Origin of the sequence: Pseudomonas sp. S10E 269 (assembly GCF_002798465.1) — a bacterium.
Taxonomy (GTDB): Bacteria; Pseudomonadota; Gammaproteobacteria; order Pseudomonadales; family Pseudomonadaceae; genus Aquipseudomonas; species Aquipseudomonas pergaminensis.
This window is the reverse complement of sequence record NZ_PHIJ01000001.1, coordinates 1,270,476-1,286,880: the sequence shown is the minus strand read 5'-3', so window position 1 is coordinate 1,286,880 and position 16,405 is coordinate 1,270,476. Positions and strand designations below refer to the sequence as shown.

The window sequence follows — 16,405 nt, the reverse complement described above, 5'->3', positions numbered from 1 at the left end:
AAAGCGATCTTGCCGCTTTCAACTTGCGGCTTGCAGCTACGGCGCCCACTGCGTCAAAGAGCCACACACCCAATGCCCAAGGCGCCGCTTCGTTTATACTCCTGCCGATCCGCCTGCAGCGCTCACCGGGAGAGCTCATGCTCGCCGCCGTAAAACTGACTTCCGCCACACGCCAGAACCTCTGGCGCCTGACGTTCATCCGTACCCTGGTCCTGGCCGCACAAGCCGGCTCCGTCGGGCTTGCCTATTGGTTCGACTTGTTGCCGCTGCCGTGGCTGCAACTGGGCGTGACCCTCGGGTTTTCCATCGTGCTCTGTGTGTTCACCGCCATCCGGTTGCGTACTACGTGGCCGGTGACCGAGTTGGAATACGCCCTGCAGTTGGCTTGCGACCTGTTTATCCACAGTGTGTTGCTGTATTTCTCTGGTGGTTCCACCAATCCGTTTGTTTCGTATTACCTGGTGCCATTGACCATCGCCGCCGTAACCCTGCCGTGGCGCTATTCGGTGGTGCTGTCTGGCATTGCCCTGACCCTGTACACCCTGCTGCTGGCGCGCTTCTACCCGCTGCAAACTTTCCCCATCGCCCGGGAAAACCTGCAGATCTACGGGATGTGGCTGAGCTTTGCACTGTCGGCTGCGGTCATCACCTTCTTCGCCGCGCGCATGGCCGAGGAGCTGCGCCGCCAGGAAGAACTGCGCGCCATTCGCCGTGAAGAAGGCCTACGCGATCAGCAGTTGCTGGCCGTCGCCACCCAGGCCGCCGGCGCCGCCCATGAACTGGGCACGCCGCTGGCCACCATGAGCGTGCTGCTCAACGAAATGACCCAGGACCATCACGACCCGGCGCTGCAGGAAGACCTCGGTGTGCTGCGCGAACAGGTCAAGCAGTGCAAGCAGACCTTGCAACAACTGGTACGTGCCGCCGAAGCCAATCGCCGCCTGGCAGTGGAGATGCAGGACGTGACCCAGTGGCTCGACGAAGCCCTGAACCGTTGGCACCTGATGCGCCCCGAAGCCAGCTACCGGTTTCATCTATTGGGGCAGGGCACCGTGCCACGCATGGCGCCGCCACCGGATTTGACCCAGGCGCTGCTCAACCTGTTGAACAACGCCGCTGACGCCTGCCCCGAAGGCCTGGGCGTACAGCTGGACTGGGATGCGGAAGACGTGACCATCAGCATTCGTGACCACGGCGCGGGCGTACCGTTGGCCATTGCCGAACAGATCGGCAAACCCTTCTTTACCACCAAGGGCAAAGGCTTCGGCCTGGGCCTGTTTTTGAGCAAGGCCAGCGTGACCCGCGCGGGCGGCTCAGTGAAGCTCTATAGTCATGAGGAAGGTGGCACGCTCACCGAGCTGCGCCTGCCCCGTGTCGCACGAGGAGATATCGATGAGTGACGAGATCCAAGTCGAAGGCGAAGAACTGCCGCACCTGTTGCTGGTAGATGACGACGCCACCTTTACCCGCGTGATGGCGCGCGCCATGAGCCGTCGCGGTTTCCGTGTCAGCACCGCAGGGTCGGCCGAGGAAGGCTTCACCATCGCCCAGGCTGACCTGCCGGACTACGCCGCGCTCGACCTGAAGATGGACGGCGACTCCGGCCTGGTGCTGCTGCCCAAGCTGCTGGAACTCGACCCGGAAATGCGCGTGGTGATCCTCACCGGTTACTCCAGCATCGCCACCGCCGTCGAGGCGATCAAGCGTGGTGCCTGCAACTACCTGTGCAAACCGGCAGACGCTGACGACGTGCTGGCAGCCTTGCTGTCCGAACACGCCGACCTCGACACCCTGGTGCCGGAAAACCCGATGTCGGTAGACCGTCTGCAGTGGGAACACATCCAGCGCGTGCTGACTGAGCACGAAGGCAACATCTCCGCCACTGCCCGCGCCCTGGGCATGCACCGCCGTACCTTGCAGCGCAAGTTGCAGAAGCGCCCGGTACGCCGCTGAGGCTGATCTGAACAACAGCTGAACAATCTGCTTCAGGCCGCACGGAGCCTCGAACCGATCAACTATGATCGGTTCGAACGCCTGTCACATTTTCTTACAGAGCCTGAACGATGAATCAGAACGCTGAGTATTCCGCGGTCAACGACGCGGTGCGTGGGCAATTTTTACGGCGGGTGTGGGGGCTGATCACGCCTTATTGGCGCAGCGAAGAAAAGGCCAAGGCCTGGCTGCTGCTGTTGGTAGTGCTGGGGTTGTCGCTGTTCAGTGTCGCCGTGTCGGTGTGGTTCAACAGCTGGAACCGTGATTTCTACAACGCGCTGGAAAACAAGGACTACGACGCCTTTACGCACCTGCTGATGTACTTCAGCGTGATTGCGGTGGTGTCGATCGTGACCGGCGTGTTCACCTCCTACCTGCAACAGATGCTCACCATCCGCTGGCGCCGCTGGCTGACGGAAACCTATTTCGCCCAGTGGCTGGGCCACAAGAATTACTACCACCTGGAATACGGCGGCTACACCGACAACCCCGACCAGCGTATCTCCGAAGACCTCAACGCCTTTACCAGCAGCACCCTCACGCTGGGCTTGGGCTTTATCGCCAACCTGGTGAGCCTGGTGTCGTTCTCGGTGATCCTGTGGGGCGTGTCGGGCAGCATCGAAGTGTGGGGCATCACCATTCCCGGCTACATGTTCTGGGCCGCGTTGGTCTACGCGGTGGTTGGCAGTTGGTTAACCCACCTGATTGGGCGAAAACTGATCGGCTTGAGCAACCGCCAACAACGCTTTGAGGCTGACTTGCGTTTCAGCCTGGTGCGGGTACGGGAGAACGCGGAAAGCATCGCGCTGTTCAATGGCGAGCCTAACGAACATCAGCAATTGAGCGCGCGTTTCGGGCGGGTGTGGAGCAATTTCTGGAGCATCATGCAGCTCAAGAAGCGCCTGAACTTCTTTACCAGTGGTTATTCCCAGATTGCGATCATCTTTCCTTTTGTGGTCGCGGCACCGCGTTACTTTTCCGGAAAGATCGAACTGGGTGTGTTGATGCAGGTTGCCCAGGCGTTTGGCAGTGTGCAAGGCAGCCTGAGCTGGTTTGTCGATGCCTATACGCTGTTGGCCAGTTGGCGCGCCACCTGTGATCGTCTGTTGAGTTTCGGCCAGGCCATGCAGGACAACGAAACCCGCACCATGGGCATTGGCCTGCAGCATCAGGGCGGCAACTTGCAGGTCAAGGACCTGAGCCTGGACCTGGCCGACGGCCGCCATTTGCTGCAGGGTGCCGACCTGACCGTCGCCGAAGGTGAGCGCTTGATGCTCAGTGGTCGCTCGGGCAGTGGCAAATCGACCTTGTTGCGCGCGATGGGCAACCTATGGCCCAACGGCCATGGCAACATCCGCCTGCCAGCCGAGCGTTATCTGTTCCTGCCGCAAAAGCCTTACTTGCCGATCGGTACGTTAAGGGCGGTATTAAGTTATCCACAGGAGGACAGTGTTTACCCGGCAGAGCGTTATGCACAGGTCCTGGAAACCTGCCGCCTGCCGCACCTGGTCGGGCGGTTGGATGAAGCCAATCACTGGCAGCGCATGCTCTCGCCGGGCGAACAGCAACGCCTGGCCTTCGCCCGTGCGTTGCTGTTCGCGCCGCAATGGCTGTACATGGACGAAGCCACGTCAGCCATGGATGAAGAGGATGAAGCGACGCTGTATCAGGCGCTGATCGACGAGTTGCCGGGGTTGAGTATCGTCAGCGTCGGCCATCGCAGCAGCCTCAAGCGCTTCCATGGTCGGCATGTGCGGATCGAGGGCGGCCAATTGCAAGAGCAACCCGTGTCCTGACACGGTCCTTGTAGGAGCCGGATTTTTATCCAACAAAAAGCCCGGCTGATCATCGATCAGCCGGGCTTTTCAGTGCTTGAAGATGATTTACTTCTTCAAACCGTAATGCTCATCCAGCATGCCTGGAGCGTTCGGCGTTTTTGGCGCGTAGTCCCGTGGTGGTTCCTGGTTTTCCCGGGGTGGGGTCAGGCGTTCCCGTGGGGTTTGCGGGGCATCGGAATGCAACGCGGCCAGCAGGCGCTGACGGGTGATGTCGTCGAGGGCCAGGCGGTTGGCGCCATCGGCGAGGTGATCCTGTACTTCCTGGTAGCTCTGGGTGAGCTTCTTGACCAGGGTCGCGGTGCTGTTGAAGTGGGTAACAACCTCGTTCTGATAACTGTCAAAACGTTCCTGAATGTCATCCAACTGACGCTGCGTGCGGTTAGGCGCGGCATTCGGCAGCAAGCGAGCAACCAGGAAACCAATGGCGACACCGGCAACCAGGGCAAGAGTCGGCAACAACCAAACTAAGAGCGAGTGTTCCACGAGTCCTTCCTCTATAAACGGCTTTGCTTTACGTTAACGGCTCGGACCTGCGCTGTATACCGCGATTAAGCTCGCAATGATGCCAAGCACAGACTTTTAGCTAGACGAGTCGACCCCTTGAGAGGTCACGGAGTTCATTCCTTGCTCATGCGTGAAACCCCCGTTTTGATCGATGGCCCGGTAGGCCAATTGGAAGCCTTGTACCTGGATCACCCCGAGCCACGTGGCCTGGCGCTGATTTGCCACCCCAACCCGGTGCAGGGTGGGACCATGCTCAATAAAGTGGTATCGACCCTGCAACGCACCGCCCGCGATGCCGGTTTGATTACGTTGCGTTTCAATTACCGTGGCGTCGGCGCGAGTGCCGGCACCCACGACATGGCCACCGGTGAAGTGGACGATGCCGAAGCGGCTGCCACCTGGCTGCGGGCAAAACACCCTGATTTGCCGATCACCTTGCTTGGTTTTTCCTTCGGTGGCTATGTTGCGGCGAGCCTCGGTGGTCGCCTGGAAGCCAAGGGTGAAAAGCTGTCGCATCTGTTTATGGTTGCCGCGGCGGTGATGCGCCTGCGCGATACCGATGTGTTGCCACAAGGCTGCCCGCTGACCCTGATCCAGCCGGAAACCGACGAAGTGGTCGACCCGCAGTTGGTCTACGATTGGTCCGCCGCCCTGAAACGCCCCCATGAGCTGCTGAAAGTGGCAGAATGCGGACACTTTTTTCACGGCAAGCTGACCGATCTCAAGGATCTGGTACTGCCGCGCCTCTCGAATTGATAGCAGTCTGATAAGCGATTACCCATGACGACTCGTACCCGTATCCTCACCGGCATCACCACCACCGGCACGCCGCACCTGGGCAACTACGCCGGTGCGATCCGCCCGGCGATCCTCGCCAGCCAGGACGCCAATGCCGATTCCTTCTACTTCCTGGCCGACTACCACGCCCTGATCAAGTGCGATGACCCGCAGCGCATCCAGCGCTCGCGCATGGAAATCGCCGCGACCTGGCTGGCCGGTGGCCTGGATGTGAACCGGGTGACCTTCTATCGCCAGTCGGACATCCCGGAAATCCCCGAGCTGACCTGGCTGCTCACCTGCGTTGCCGCCAAGGGCCTGCTCAACCGCGCCCATGCGTACAAGGCCTCGGTGGACAAGAACGTTGAGGCCGGCGAAGACCCGGATGCGGGCATCAGCATGGGCCTGTACAGCTACCCGGTGCTGATGGCGGCGGACATCCTGATGTTCAACGCGCACAAGGTGCCGGTCGGTCGCGACCAGATCCAGCACGTGGAAATGGCCCGCGACATCGGCCAACGCTTCAACCACCTGTTCGGCAACGGTAAAGAATTCTTCACCATGCCCGAGGCGTTGATCGAAGAAAGCGTCGCCACCTTGCCGGGCCTGGATGGCCGCAAGATGTCGAAGAGCTACGACAACACCATCCCGCTGTTCACCAGCGCCAAGGACATGAAGGACGCGATCTCGCGGATCGTCACCGACTCCCGCGCGCCGGGCGAAGCCAAGGACCCGGACAATTCGCACCTGTTCACCCTGTACCAGGCGTTTGCCAGCAAGGCCCAGGAAGAAGAGTTCCGCGCCGAGCTGCTGCAAGGGCTGGGTTGGGGCGAGGCGAAAAACCGTCTGTTCCAACTGCTCGATGGCCAACTGGGCGAAGCCCGTGAGCGCTACCATCAATTGATGTCGCGCCCATCGGACATGGAAGACTTGCTGCTGATCGGCGCCAAGAAGGCGCGTGCCGTGGCCGCTCCGTTCCTGGCTGAACTGCGTGAAGCGGTCGGCCTGCGTTCGTTCGTCAACCAGGCGGCAGCGCCGGTCGCGGCCAAGAAGAAAGCCGCGAAAGCCGCGCGCTTCGTGAGCTTCCGTGAAGACGACGGCAGTTTCCGCTTCCGCCTGCTGGCGGCCGACGGCGAGCAACTGCTGTTGTCGCGCAACTTTGCCGATGGCAAGGCGGCAGGCGCAGTGACCAAGCAACTGCAAAGCGGCGACGCGCTGGACCTGCGCACCGAGGCCCTGGGCTTCAGCGTATGGTTGGACGGCGTGGCGGTGGCGGACAGTGCGGAATTCGCCGACGAAGCGTCTCGCGATTCGGCCATCGCTGCTCTGCGCGTCGCGTTGACCCCCCTCGAGGATTAACCCGACCAAGGGTTGATTGCCATTATCCAGGGCCGTCGTTACAGTGACGGCCCGTTTTTGTTGCCTTGCTAACGAAATTATGACGCCCCTAGAACGATATCAAGCTGATCTGAAACGCCCTGAATTCTTCCATGACGCGGCCCAGGAAAACGCGGTGCGTCATTTGCAGCGCCTGTACGACGACCTGATCGCGGCCTCGCAGAACAAGCCAGGGATGTTCAGCAAGCTGTTTGGCAAGAAAGACCACACGCCGGTCAAGGGCCTGTACTTCTGGGGCGGCGTAGGCCGGGGCAAGACCTATCTGGTCGACACCTTCTTCGAGGCGCTGCCGTTCAAGGAAAAGGTCCGGACGCACTTCCACCGCTTCATGAAGCGCGTGCATGAAGAGATGAAGACCCTGCCGGGCGAGAAAAATCCGCTGACCATCATCGCCAAGCGGTTCTCCGAAGAAGCCCGGGTGATCTGCTTCGATGAATTCTTCGTCTCCGACATCACCGACGCCATGATCCTTGGCACCTTGATGGAAGAGCTGTTTAAGAACGGTGTGACCCTGGTCGCCACCTCGAACATCGTGCCTGACGGCCTGTACAAAGACGGCCTGCAACGCGCGCGTTTCCTGCCGGCCATCGCGCTGATCAAGCAGAACACCGAGATCGTCAACGTCGACAGCGGCGTCGACTACCGCCTGCGTCACCTGGAGCAAGCGGAGCTGTTCCACTTCCCGCTGAACGAAGCCGCCCACGAAAGCCTGAAAAAGAGCTTCCGCGCCCTCACGCCGGAATGCACCCAGGCGGTGGAAAACGACAAGCTGATGATCGAGAACCGCGAAATCATCGCGCTGCGCACCTGTGATGACGTGGCCTGGTTCGAGTTCCGCCAGCTGTGCGACGGCCCGCGTAGCCAGAACGACTACATTGAACTGGGCAAGATCTTCCACGCGGTGATCCTGAGTGGCGTGGAGCAGATGAGCGTCACCACCGACGACATCGCGCGACGTTTCATCAACATGGTCGACGAGTTCTACGACCGTAACGTCAAGTTGATCATCTCGGCGGAAGTCGAGCTCAAGGACCTGTATACCGGCGGGCGCCTGAACTTCGAGTTCCAGCGCACGCTGAGCCGCTTGCTGGAAATGCAGTCCCACGAGTTCCTGTCGCGTGGGCACAAGCCGTAAGCAAATCTTCAGAAAAATGGAGATCAAAATGTGGGAGCTGGCTTGCCTGCGATAACGGTCTGTCAGCCAGCTTATCTGCTAGCTGATACACCGCTATCGCAGGCGAGCCAGCTCCCACACTAGTTTTGTGTTTGCCTCTGCTCAGGCAGCCTGCTGAAACTGCTGGCGATACTGGTTCGGCGACAACTCCGTGTGCTGCCGGAACAGCCGCGCAAAGAAACTCGCATCGTCGTAACCCACCTCATAACTGATGGTCTTGATGCTCTTGCGGCTGCCTGAGAGCAGGCCTTTGGCCGTTTCGATACGCAGCCGTTGCAGGTAATGCAAAGGCTTGTCGCCGGTGGCAGTCTGGAAGCGGCGCATGAAGTTGCGGATGCTCATGCCGTGTTCCCGGGCCACGTCTTCGAAGCGGAATTTGTCGGCGAAGTGTTCTTCGAGCCAGTGCTGGATCTGCAGGATGATCACGTCCTGATGCAGCTTTTGTCCGCCAAACCCGATGCGTCCGGGTGCATAGCTGCGCTGTACTTCATAGAGAATGTCGCGGGCCACGGCCTGGGCGATGTTGGCGCCGCAGAAACGTTCGATCAGGTAGATGTAGAGGTCGCACGCCGAGGTGGTGCCGCCCGCGCAATACAGGTTGTCGGCGTCGGTGAGGTGCTTGTCCTGGTTGAGTTGCACCTTGGGGAAGCGTTCGCTGAACGCATTGAAGAAACGCCAATAGGTGGTCGCCTCCTTGCCATCGAGCAGGCCGGCTTCAGCCAGCCAGAACACCCCGGTGGCTTCGCCGCACAACACCGCACCGCGTGCGTGCTGATCGCGCAGCCAGGGCAACACCTGCGGGTAGCGTGTGCACAAGGCGTCGAAGTCATCCCAGAAGGCTGGCAGCACGATGATGTCGGCGTCTTCCAGGCCGCCGTCCACCGGCATGATTACATCACTGAAGCTGCGTACCGATTGCCCGTCGGGGCTGACCAGGCGCGATTCGAACGCGGGAGTCAGGCCCAATCCTTGTTGCTTGCCGTAACGCAGGCTGGCGAGGTGGAAGAAATCCTTGGCTTGCATGAGGGTTGAAGCGAATACCCGATCAATGGCCAAAATGCTGACGCGCCGCAACGGCGTGGAGATTTGGTTAGACATAATTTCATTTATTCTTATAGGGGAAAGTGGTCACCAGACGGCTGGATCGTCTTATTTTTTGTCGCATGTGTCCAGTGTCCCGTGCTGCCTTCGCGGCATAGTCTCTGTGGGCTCGTCCTTGTCCGACAATCCACGCAGGTGACCCATGATTCCCAGAACCTTGTTCAGCCCGGAACACGAACTCTTCCGCGAGAGCGTGCGCACCTTCCTCGAAAAGGACGCTGCGCCGTTCCATGGGCAATGGGAGAAGCAGGGCTACATCGACCGCAGTTTGTGGAGCAAGGCGGGGGAGGCGGGCATGCTGTGTTCGCACTTGCCGGAGGAATATGGCGGGCTGGGCGCCGACTTCCTGTACAGCGCGGTGGTGATCGAAGAGATCAGCCGGCTGGGCCTGACCGGCATCGGTTTTTCCCTGCACTCGGACATTGTTGCGCCGTACATCCTGCATTACGGCAGTGAGGCGCTGAAGCACAAATACCTGCCCAAATTGATCTCCGGCGAGATGGTCACGGCCATTGCCATGACCGAGCCGGGGGCCGGTTCCGACCTGCAAGGCGTCAAGACCACTGCTGTGCTGGATGGCGATGAGTACGTGATCAACGGCTCCAAGACGTTCATCACCAATGGCTACCTGGCTGAGTTGGTGATCGTGGTCGCCAAGACCGATCCCAAGGCGGGCGCCAAGGGCACCAGCCTGTTCCTGGTGGAAGCCGACACGCCAGGCTTCGACAAGGGTAAGCGCCTGGAGAAGGTGGGCATGAAGGCCCAGGACACCTCGGAGCTGTTCTTCCAGGATGTGCGGGTGCCCAAGGAAAACCTGCTGGGCCAGGCGGGCATGGGCTTCGCGTACTTGATGCAGGAGTTGCCCCAGGAGCGCCTGACCGTGGCGATTGGCGCGTTGTCGTCAGCCGAGGCGGCGTTGCAATGGACCCTGGAATACACCCGCGAGCGCAAGGCGTTTGGCAAGGCGATCGCGGACTTTCAGAACACGCGCTTCAAGCTGGCGGAGATGGCCACCGAGATTCAGATCGGCCGAGTATTCGTCGACAGGTGCATGGCGTTGCACCTGGAGGGCAAGCTGGATGTGCCCACGGCGGCGATGGCCAAGTACTGGGCCACCGACCTGCAATGCAAGGTGCTCGATGAGTGCGTGCAACTGCACGGCGGCTACGGCTTCATGTGGGAGTACCCGATTGCCCGGGCGTGGGCGGATGCGCGCGTGCAGCGCATTTATGCGGGGACCAATGAGATCATGAAGGAGATCATTGCGCGGGCGCTTTGAGCTTGTGGGGCTTTTAAGGGCGCCATCGCAGGCAAGCCAGCTCCCACATTTTGGCGCGTGAACACCGTGAGATGTGGGAGCTGGCTTGCCTGCGATAGCGATCTAACGGTCAATCAAGGCGCTGGGTTTGGGTGATCCTTCTGAATCGCTTCAATCCCTTCCAATACCTCTTTCGACAGTTTCAGATCAGCACTGGCAATATTGCTGTCCAGCTGCTCCAGGCTGGTGGCGCCAATGATATTGCTGGTCACGAAGGGCTGCTGGGTCACGAACGCCAGCGCCATCTGCGCCGGGTCCAGGCCGTGTTCGCGTGCCAGTGCCACATACCGGCTGCACGCCGCCTCCGACTGCGGGTTGAAGTAGCGGCTGAAGCGGCTGTATTCCGTCAGGCGTGCCTTTGCCGGGCGCGCGCCGTTTTCGTACTTGCCGCTGAGCATGCCGAACGCCAGTGGCGAGTAGGCCAGCAAGCCGCATTGTTCGCGAATCGCGACTTCCGCCAGGCCCACTTCAAAGCTGCGATTGAGCAGGTTGTAGGGGTTCTGGATCGACACCGCACGGGTCCAGCCACGGGCTTCGGCCAGGGCCAGGAATTTCATGGTGCCCCACGGGGTCTCGTTGGACAGGCCGATGTGGCGGATCTTGCCTGCCTTCACTTGCTCGTCCAGCGCCTCGAGGGTTTCTTCCAGCGGGGTGAGGTCATCTTCGTCCTTGTGCTTGTAGCTCAGTTGGCCGAAGAAGTTGGTGCTGCGTTCTGGCCAATGCAGCTGGTAGAGGTCGATCCAGTCGGTTTGCAGGCGCTTGAGGCTGGCATCCAGTGCGTCGACGATGTGCTTGCGGTTATGGCGCAGGTGGCCATCGCGGATGTAGTCGATGGTGTTGCCGGGGCCGGCGATCTTGCTGGCGAGGATCCAGTCGGCGCGGTCGCCACGGCTTTTGAAGTAATTACCGATGTAGCGCTCGGTCGTGGCGTAGGTGTCGGCCTTGGGCGGCACCGGGTACATTTCGGCTGTGTCGAGGAAGTTGATCCCCGCGGCCTTGGCCCGCTCGATCTGTGCGAAGGCCTCTGCCTCGCTGTTCTGCTCGCCCCACGTCATGGTGCCCAGGGCTATCGCGCTCACGTTCAGATCCGTACGGCCCAGCTGTCGATAATCCATCGGGTGCTCCTTCAGGGAAAACAATCATAAAAGCAGGTTGAATTTTTTTTCGCAATCTGCATAATTGCCCACCTCTTTCTGCAGTGGAAGTGATGCGCCGCCTGCCGAAGAATCTTGCCGTTGAACGGACGCGCCGACCCGAGCCCCCGATAGCGTCTGTATCCGGCTGCCTTTGACTTGTCAAAGTACGCACTATTCAGTAAGATCCGCCGTCTAATTTACAGGGCGGCCCCTGAGGCTATTAAAGAATGACAACTTTTACTGCAAAACCGGAAACAGTTCAGCGCGACTGGTTTGTCGTCGACGCCGCTGGTCAGACCCTGGGTCGTCTGGCCACTGAAGTCGCCAGCCGTCTGCGTGGCAAGCACAAGCCTGAGTACACCCCTCACGTTGACACCGGTGACTACATCGTGATCATCAACGCTGAGCAGGTTCGTGTAACCGGCAACAAAGCAAGCGACAAAATGTACTACCGTCACTCCGGTTTCCCAGGCGGTATCAAGTCTTCCAACTTCGAAGGCCTGATTGCCAAGAAGCCTGAAGCCCCGATCGAAATCGCGGTCAAAGGCATGCTGCCTAAGGGCCCACTGGGTCGCGATATGTTTCGCAAGCTGAAAGTCTATGCGGGCGCTGTACACCCTCATGCTGCTCAGCAGCCCCAAGAACTGAAGTTTTAACGGAATAGTTCATTATGTCGGCGACTCAAAATTACGGCACTGGCCGTCGCAAAACCGCAACCGCACGCGTTTTTCTGCGTCCGGGCACTGGTAACATCTCGATCAACAACCGCTCCCTGGACAACTTCTTCGGCCGCGAAACTGCCCGCATGGTAGTTCGTCAGCCGCTGGAACTGACCGAGACCGTTGAAAAGTTCGACATCTACGTCACCGTTATCGGTGGCGGTGTAAGTGGTCAAGCTGGCGCAATCCGCCACGGTATCACTCGCGCTCTGATGCAGTACGACGAAACCCTGCGTGGCGCTCTGCGCAAAGCTGGCTTCGTAACTCGCGATGCCCGTGAAGTTGAACGTAAGAAAGTCGGTCTGCGTAAAGCGCGTAAGCGTCCGCAGTACTCGAAGCGTTAATTCGCTTTACGTTCCACAAAAACGCCCAGCCTCCTCACGGAGCTGGGCGTTTTTTATTGCCTGCAATTTATGCAGAAAAATCGCCGTGACAACTTGCCACATCCGTAGACCCCCTATACTACAAGGCCTGGAGGCTGAGCCCAGGGCAATTCCCTTGTCATACGTGGGGCTTTTCATTACCATTCGGCAAAATTTTTATAAGTAAAGATTCAACACTTAGTAGATGCCTGATTTAACAGGCCAAAAAGCTGATGGGAGAGGACTGAATGAGCAATGACGGCGTGAATGCAGGCCGGCGTCGCTTCTTGGTAGCAGCCACATCCGTGGTGGGTGCTGCAGGAGCGGTGGGGGCTGCGGTCCCGTTCGTGGGGTCATGGTTTCCCAGTGCCAAGGCGAAAGCCGCAGGTGCACCGGTGAAGGTGAATATCAGCAAGATCGAGCCAGGACAGCAGATGATTGCTGAGTGGCGCGGCCAGCCGGTCTTCATTGTTCGTCGTACCGAGGAAATCCTGGGGAATCTGAAAAAGATCGAAGGCCAGTTGTCTGACCCAAAATCCGAGAATTCCGACCAACCCGCCTACGCCAAGAACGAAGTGCGTTCGATCAAGCCAGAGATCCTGCTGCTGGTCGGTCTCTGTACCCACCTGGGTTGCTCGCCTACCTTCCGCCCGGAAGTGGCCCCAGTCGACCTGGGCAAGGATTGGGTTGGCGGTTACTTCTGCCCCTGCCACGGCTCCCACTACGACCTTGCTGGCCGTGTCTACAAGTCCCAGCCCGCGCCCCTGAACCTGCCTGTGCCTCCGCATACCTACGAAACTGACGACCTCATTGTCATTGGCCTCGATAAGGAGAACGCGTGATGAGCAAGTTCATGGATTGGGTGGATGCGCGCTTCCCCGCCACTAAAATGTGGGAAGACCATCTCAGCAAATATTACGCGCCAAAAAACTTCAACTTCTTCTACTTCTTCGGCTCCCTGGCATTGCTGGTGCTGGTCAACCAGATTGTCACTGGCGTCTGGCTGACGATGAGCTACACCCCGTCGGCGGAAGAGGCATTTGCCTCCGTCGAGTACATCATGCGTGACGTCGAGTACGGCTCGATCCTGCGCCTGCTGCACTCTACCGGCGCGTCGGCGTTCTTCATCGTCGTCTACCTGCACATGTTCCGCGGCCTGCTCTACGGCTCGTACCAGAAGCCCCGCGAGTTGGTGTGGGTGTTCGGCATGCTGATCTACCTGGCGCTGATGGCCGAAGCCTTCATGGGGTACCTGCTGCCGTGGGGCCAGATGTCGTACTGGGGCGCCCAGGTGATCATCTCGTTGTTCGGTGCGATCCCGGTGATCGGCAACGACCTGACCCAGTGGATCCGTGGTGACTACCTGATCTCGGGCATCACCCTGAACCGCTTCTTCGCCCTGCACGTGGTGGCCTTGCCGATCGTGATCCTGGGCCTGGTGGTATTGCACATCCTGGCGCTGCACGAAGTGGGTTCCAACAACCCGGATGGCGTGGACATCAAGAAGCACAAGGACGAAAACGGCATCCCGCTGGACGGCATTCCGTTCCACCCTTACTACACCGTGAAAGACATTGTCGGCGTGGTGGTGTTCCTGTTCGTGTTCTGCTCGATCGTGTTCTTTTTCCCGGAGATGGGCGGGTATTTCCTGGAGAAGCCTAACTTCGAACAGGCCAACGCGTTCAAGACACCTGAGCATATTGCCCCGGTCTGGTACTTCACGCCGTTCTACGCGATCTTGCGGGCGATCCCCGACAAGCTCATGGGCGTAATCGCCATGGGCGCGGCCATCGCGGTGCTGTTCGTGTTGCCTTGGCTCGACCGCAGTCCGGTCAAGTCCATGCGCTACAAGGGCTGGCTGAGCAAGATCTGGCTGTGGGTGTTCTGCATTGCGTTCGTGATCCTGGGTGTACTGGGCGTACTGGCGCCGACCCCTGAGCGTACGTTGCTGTCGCAGGTCTGCACCTTCCTGTACTTCGCCTACTTCATTCTGATGCCGTTCTACACCCGGCTCGAGAAGACCAAACCGGTTCCGGAAAGGGTGACTGGCTGATGAAAAAGTTATTCGTTGCATTGATGCTTGCGGCCCTGCCGCTACTGTCCTTCGGTGCCGAGCACGGCGGCCCGGAACTGGAAAAAGTCGATATCGACGTGTCTGACAAGGCAGCCATGCAAGACGGCGCACGTACGTTCGCCAACTACTGCATGGGGTGCCACAGCGCCAAGTTCCAGCGTTACGAACGGGTGGCCGATGACCTCGGTATCCCGCATGAAATGATGCTGGAGAAGCTGGTGTTCACCGGTGCCAAGATCGGCGACCACATGACCATCGGCATGAAGCCCGCCGACGCCAAGACCTGGTTCGGCGCAGCACCGCCTGACCTGACCCTGGTGGCACGTGTACGCGGCACCGACTGGCTCTACGGCTACCTGAAATCCTTCTACGAAGACCCGGCGCGCCCTTATGGCGTGAACAACCGTGTATTCCCGAATGTCGGCATGCCTAACGTTCTGGTCGGCCTGCAAGGCAAGCAAGTGGTAGGATGCAAGCAGATTCAGGTCGTTGAAGACGGCAAGAAGCAATACGATCCGTTGACTGGCACGCCTTTGACTCATGAAGCGTGCGATCAACTGAAGATAGAAACCCCAGGTTCGTTGACAGACGAGCAGTTCGACGAGAAGGTCAAGAACCTCGTGACCTTCCTGGCCTACTCGGCCAATCCGGTCAAACTGCAGCATCAGCGCATCGGTACGTATGTGTTGCTGTACCTGGCCTTCTTCTTCGTATTCGCCTATCTGCTCAAACGCGAATACTGGAAGGATGTGCATTGATCCAACCGTAAGCAATTGCTGTTAATCTTGCGCGCCCAGCGGCATCTCTGAATACGTAGCGGTCTGGTTTTACCAGGCGTTACAGAGATGCTCTCTGGGCGCGCTCGTTTTTGAGCTTTCGATAATTTCAACAAGCGAGGAGGACCGCCATGGGCGTGACCAACCGGTTGGCCTGTTACTCCGACCCCGCCGACCACTATTCCCACCGAGTACGTATCGTGCTCGCAGAGAAGGGTGTCAGCGCCGAGATCATCAGTGTGGAAGCAGGTCGTCATCCACCCAAACTGATCGAAGTGAACCCCTACGGCAGCTTGCCCACCCTGGTCGATCGTGACCTGGCGTTGTGGGAGTCGACCGTCGTGATGGAATACCTGGATGAGCGTTACCCACATCCACCCTTGCTGCCGGTGTACCCGGTGGCGCGTGCCAATAGCCGCCTGCTGATCCATCGGATCCAGCGTGACTGGTGCGGGCTGGTGGATGTGATTCTGGATACCCGCAGCAAAGAGGCGGCACGTGTACAGGCGCGTAAGGAATTGCGCGAGAGCCTGACCGGCGTTTCGCCGCTGTTCGCCGATAAACCTTTTTTCCTCAGTGAGGAACAAAGTTTGGTCGATTGCTGCCTATTACCGATACTCTGGCGTTTGCCGATTCTCGGTATTGAACTGCCGCGGCCTGCCAAGCCGCTGCTTGATTATATGGAGCGCCAGTTTGCGCGTGAGGCTTTCCAGGCGAGTCTGTCTGGTGTCGAACGCGATATGCGCTAAGGCTTAAGGAGCCGCTGATGAACTCCAGTCGACCCTACTTGGTCCGCGCGCTCTATGAGTGGATTGTGGACAACGATTGCACCCCGCACATGCTGGTCAATTCCGAATTTGCTGCGGTTCAGGTACCGCAGGGTTTTGCCAGTGACGGGCAGATTGTGCTGAACGTATCACCCAGTGCTGTGCGCCACCTGCACATGGACAATGAAGCGGTTAGCTTCGAAGGGCGTTTCGGCGGTGTGCCGCATACGCTGTACGTGCCGATTGGCGCCATCCTTGGCATTTATGCCCGGGAGAACGGCCAAGGCATGGTGTTTGATCTGGAGTCGCCTTTCGAGGATGACGAATCGATTGAAACCGAAGAGGGCGATGATCTGCCGCCACCGGATTCCGAGCCACCGCGCCCCAGTGGCCGGCCGAGCCTGAAAGTCGTGAAATAACGAGCTGTCCCCTTGGGGTGGCTGGAAAAATGCCTCGACCTGTGTCGGGG

The 16,405-nt window shown here is 59.3% G+C and carries 17 protein-coding genes; 14 read left to right on the top strand and 3 right to left on the bottom strand.

Annotated features, from left to right (window positions below):
• The first annotated feature begins 137 nt into the window (after positions 1 to 137).
• From CWC48_RS06075 to CWC48_RS06065, 3 genes are all read left to right on the top strand, one after another.
• Positions 138 to 1,400, top strand: coding sequence for an ATP-binding protein (locus CWC48_RS06075; protein WP_058423028.1), 1,263 nt, complete (start codon positions 138 to 140; stop codon positions 1,398 to 1,400).
• Positions 1,393 to 1,953 (top strand): response regulator transcription factor, encoded by a 561-nt coding sequence (locus tag CWC48_RS06070; RefSeq protein WP_010213178.1) that lies wholly within the window; start codon positions 1,393 to 1,395, stop codon positions 1,951 to 1,953. Before CWC48_RS06075 ends, CWC48_RS06070 begins: the two co-directional genes overlap by 8 nt.
• Before the next feature lie 110 nt (positions 1,954 to 2,063).
• A complete protein-coding gene (locus CWC48_RS06065) occupies positions 2,064 to 3,788 on the top strand; it encodes an ABC transporter ATP-binding protein/permease (RefSeq protein WP_100491491.1) in 1,725 nt (574 codons plus the stop codon).
• An 87-nt stretch (positions 3,789 to 3,875) separates the two neighbouring features.
• On the opposite strand, the gene CWC48_RS06060 is transcribed toward CWC48_RS06065, so the two are convergent.
• Positions 3,876 to 4,313: a YhcB family protein gene (locus CWC48_RS06060; protein WP_003171734.1), complete on the bottom strand. Its 438-nt coding sequence runs from the start codon at positions 4,311 to 4,313 to the stop codon at positions 3,876 to 3,878.
• 147 nt (positions 4,314 to 4,460) lie between these two features.
• On the opposite strand from CWC48_RS06060, the gene CWC48_RS06055 reads away from it, so the two are divergent.
• From CWC48_RS06055 to zapE, 3 genes are all read left to right on the top strand, one after another.
• Complete coding sequence (locus tag CWC48_RS06055; RefSeq protein WP_078046865.1) at positions 4,461 to 5,090, top strand: alpha/beta hydrolase; 630 nt, start codon at positions 4,461 to 4,463, stop codon at positions 5,088 to 5,090.
• 24 nt (positions 5,091 to 5,114) lie between these two features.
• Positions 5,115 to 6,470, top strand: a complete 1,356-nt coding sequence (locus CWC48_RS06050) for a tryptophan--tRNA ligase (protein WP_100491490.1) — start codon at positions 5,115 to 5,117, stop codon at positions 6,468 to 6,470.
• A gap of 79 nt (positions 6,471 to 6,549) precedes the next feature.
• Positions 6,550 to 7,644, top strand: coding sequence for a cell division protein ZapE (gene zapE, locus CWC48_RS06045; protein ID WP_034102154.1), 1,095 nt, complete (start codon positions 6,550 to 6,552; stop codon positions 7,642 to 7,644).
• 141 nt (positions 7,645 to 7,785) lie between these two features.
• On the opposite strand, the gene CWC48_RS06040 is transcribed toward zapE, so the two are convergent.
• Entirely contained in the window at positions 7,786 to 8,706 is a 921-nt protein-coding gene (locus CWC48_RS06040; RefSeq protein WP_177409527.1) for a GlxA family transcriptional regulator, read from the bottom strand.
• A 220-nt stretch (positions 8,707 to 8,926) separates the two neighbouring features.
• Here CWC48_RS06040 and CWC48_RS06035 point away from each other — a divergent pair, with 220 nt between their 5' ends.
• A complete protein-coding gene (locus tag CWC48_RS06035; RefSeq protein WP_099494043.1) occupies positions 8,927 to 10,063 on the top strand; it encodes an acyl-CoA dehydrogenase family protein in 1,137 nt (378 codons plus the stop codon).
• Between the two features lie 113 nt (positions 10,064 to 10,176).
• Here the strand turns inward: CWC48_RS06035 and CWC48_RS06030 are convergent, their stop codons facing one another.
• Entirely contained in the window at positions 10,177 to 11,217 is a 1,041-nt protein-coding gene (locus tag CWC48_RS06030) for an NADP(H)-dependent aldo-keto reductase (protein WP_017138269.1), read from the bottom strand.
• 248 nt (positions 11,218 to 11,465) lie between these two features.
• On the opposite strand from CWC48_RS06030, the gene rplM reads away from it, so the two are divergent.
• The 7 genes from rplM (at position 11,466) to CWC48_RS05995 (ending at position 16,355) form a co-directional block, all read left to right on the top strand.
• Positions 11,466 to 11,894: a 50S ribosomal protein L13 gene (gene rplM, locus CWC48_RS06025; protein ID WP_003188508.1), complete on the top strand. Its 429-nt coding sequence runs from the start codon at positions 11,466 to 11,468 to the stop codon at positions 11,892 to 11,894.
• A 14-nt stretch (positions 11,895 to 11,908) separates the two neighbouring features.
• Positions 11,909 to 12,301, top strand: a complete 393-nt coding sequence (gene rpsI, locus CWC48_RS06020) for a 30S ribosomal protein S9 (RefSeq protein ID WP_002555064.1) — start codon at positions 11,909 to 11,911, stop codon at positions 12,299 to 12,301.
• A 266-nt stretch (positions 12,302 to 12,567) separates the two neighbouring features.
• On the top strand, positions 12,568 to 13,161 hold the full coding sequence (gene petA, locus CWC48_RS06015) for a ubiquinol-cytochrome c reductase iron-sulfur subunit (protein WP_034102161.1): 594 nt from the start codon (positions 12,568 to 12,570) through the stop codon (positions 13,159 to 13,161).
• Positions 13,161 to 14,372, top strand: a complete 1,212-nt coding sequence (locus tag CWC48_RS06010; protein ID WP_003171746.1) for a cytochrome bc complex cytochrome b subunit — start codon at positions 13,161 to 13,163, stop codon at positions 14,370 to 14,372. Before petA ends, CWC48_RS06010 begins: the two co-directional genes overlap by 1 nt.
• Positions 14,372 to 15,151 carry a cytochrome c1 gene (locus CWC48_RS06005; protein ID WP_100491488.1) on the top strand — a complete coding sequence of 260 codons (780 nt, stop codon included), beginning with the start codon at positions 14,372 to 14,374 and terminating at the stop codon, positions 15,149 to 15,151. Before CWC48_RS06010 ends, CWC48_RS06005 begins: the two co-directional genes overlap by 1 nt.
• 149 nt (positions 15,152 to 15,300) lie before the next feature.
• Positions 15,301 to 15,918, top strand: coding sequence for a glutathione S-transferase N-terminal domain-containing protein (locus tag CWC48_RS06000; RefSeq protein WP_024073431.1), 618 nt, complete (start codon positions 15,301 to 15,303; stop codon positions 15,916 to 15,918).
• A 17-nt stretch (positions 15,919 to 15,935) separates the two neighbouring features.
• Complete coding sequence (locus CWC48_RS05995; protein ID WP_078046869.1) at positions 15,936 to 16,355, top strand: ClpXP protease specificity-enhancing factor; 420 nt, start codon at positions 15,936 to 15,938, stop codon at positions 16,353 to 16,355.
• Positions 16,356 to 16,405: the final 50 nt, after the last annotated feature.

What these genes read in the sequence shown, in the direction of transcription:
- petA (WP_034102161.1), top strand. Translation starts at nt 12,568, where the DNA reads ATGAGCAATGACGGCGTGAATGCAGGCCGGCGTCGCTTCTTGGTAGCA.
- CWC48_RS06030 (WP_017138269.1), bottom strand. Translation starts at nt 11,217, where the DNA reads ATGGATTATCGACAGCTGGGCCGTACGGATCTGAACGTGAGCGCGATA.
- CWC48_RS06000 (WP_024073431.1), top strand. Translation starts at nt 15,301, where the DNA reads ATGGGCGTGACCAACCGGTTGGCCTGTTACTCCGACCCCGCCGACCAC.
- CWC48_RS05995 (WP_078046869.1), top strand. Translation starts at nt 15,936, where the DNA reads ATGAACTCCAGTCGACCCTACTTGGTCCGCGCGCTCTATGAGTGGATT.
- rpsI (WP_002555064.1), top strand. Translation starts at nt 11,909, where the DNA reads ATGTCGGCGACTCAAAATTACGGCACTGGCCGTCGCAAAACCGCAACC.
- CWC48_RS06055 (WP_078046865.1), top strand. Translation starts at nt 4,461, where the DNA reads ATGCGTGAAACCCCCGTTTTGATCGATGGCCCGGTAGGCCAATTGGAA.
- CWC48_RS06005 (WP_100491488.1), top strand. Translation starts at nt 14,372, where the DNA reads ATGAAAAAGTTATTCGTTGCATTGATGCTTGCGGCCCTGCCGCTACTG.
- CWC48_RS06035 (WP_099494043.1), top strand. Translation starts at nt 8,927, where the DNA reads ATGATTCCCAGAACCTTGTTCAGCCCGGAACACGAACTCTTCCGCGAG.
- CWC48_RS06065 (WP_100491491.1), top strand. Translation starts at nt 2,064, where the DNA reads ATGAATCAGAACGCTGAGTATTCCGCGGTCAACGACGCGGTGCGTGGG.
- rplM (WP_003188508.1), top strand. Translation starts at nt 11,466, where the DNA reads ATGACAACTTTTACTGCAAAACCGGAAACAGTTCAGCGCGACTGGTTT.
- CWC48_RS06075 (WP_058423028.1), top strand. Translation starts at nt 138, where the DNA reads ATGCTCGCCGCCGTAAAACTGACTTCCGCCACACGCCAGAACCTCTGG.
- zapE (WP_034102154.1), top strand. Translation starts at nt 6,550, where the DNA reads ATGACGCCCCTAGAACGATATCAAGCTGATCTGAAACGCCCTGAATTC.
- CWC48_RS06010 (WP_003171746.1), top strand. Translation starts at nt 13,161, where the DNA reads ATGAGCAAGTTCATGGATTGGGTGGATGCGCGCTTCCCCGCCACTAAA.
- CWC48_RS06070 (WP_010213178.1), top strand. Translation starts at nt 1,393, where the DNA reads ATGAGTGACGAGATCCAAGTCGAAGGCGAAGAACTGCCGCACCTGTTG.
- CWC48_RS06040 (WP_177409527.1), bottom strand. Translation starts at nt 8,706, where the DNA reads ATGCAAGCCAAGGATTTCTTCCACCTCGCCAGCCTGCGTTACGGCAAG.
- CWC48_RS06050 (WP_100491490.1), top strand. Translation starts at nt 5,115, where the DNA reads ATGACGACTCGTACCCGTATCCTCACCGGCATCACCACCACCGGCACG.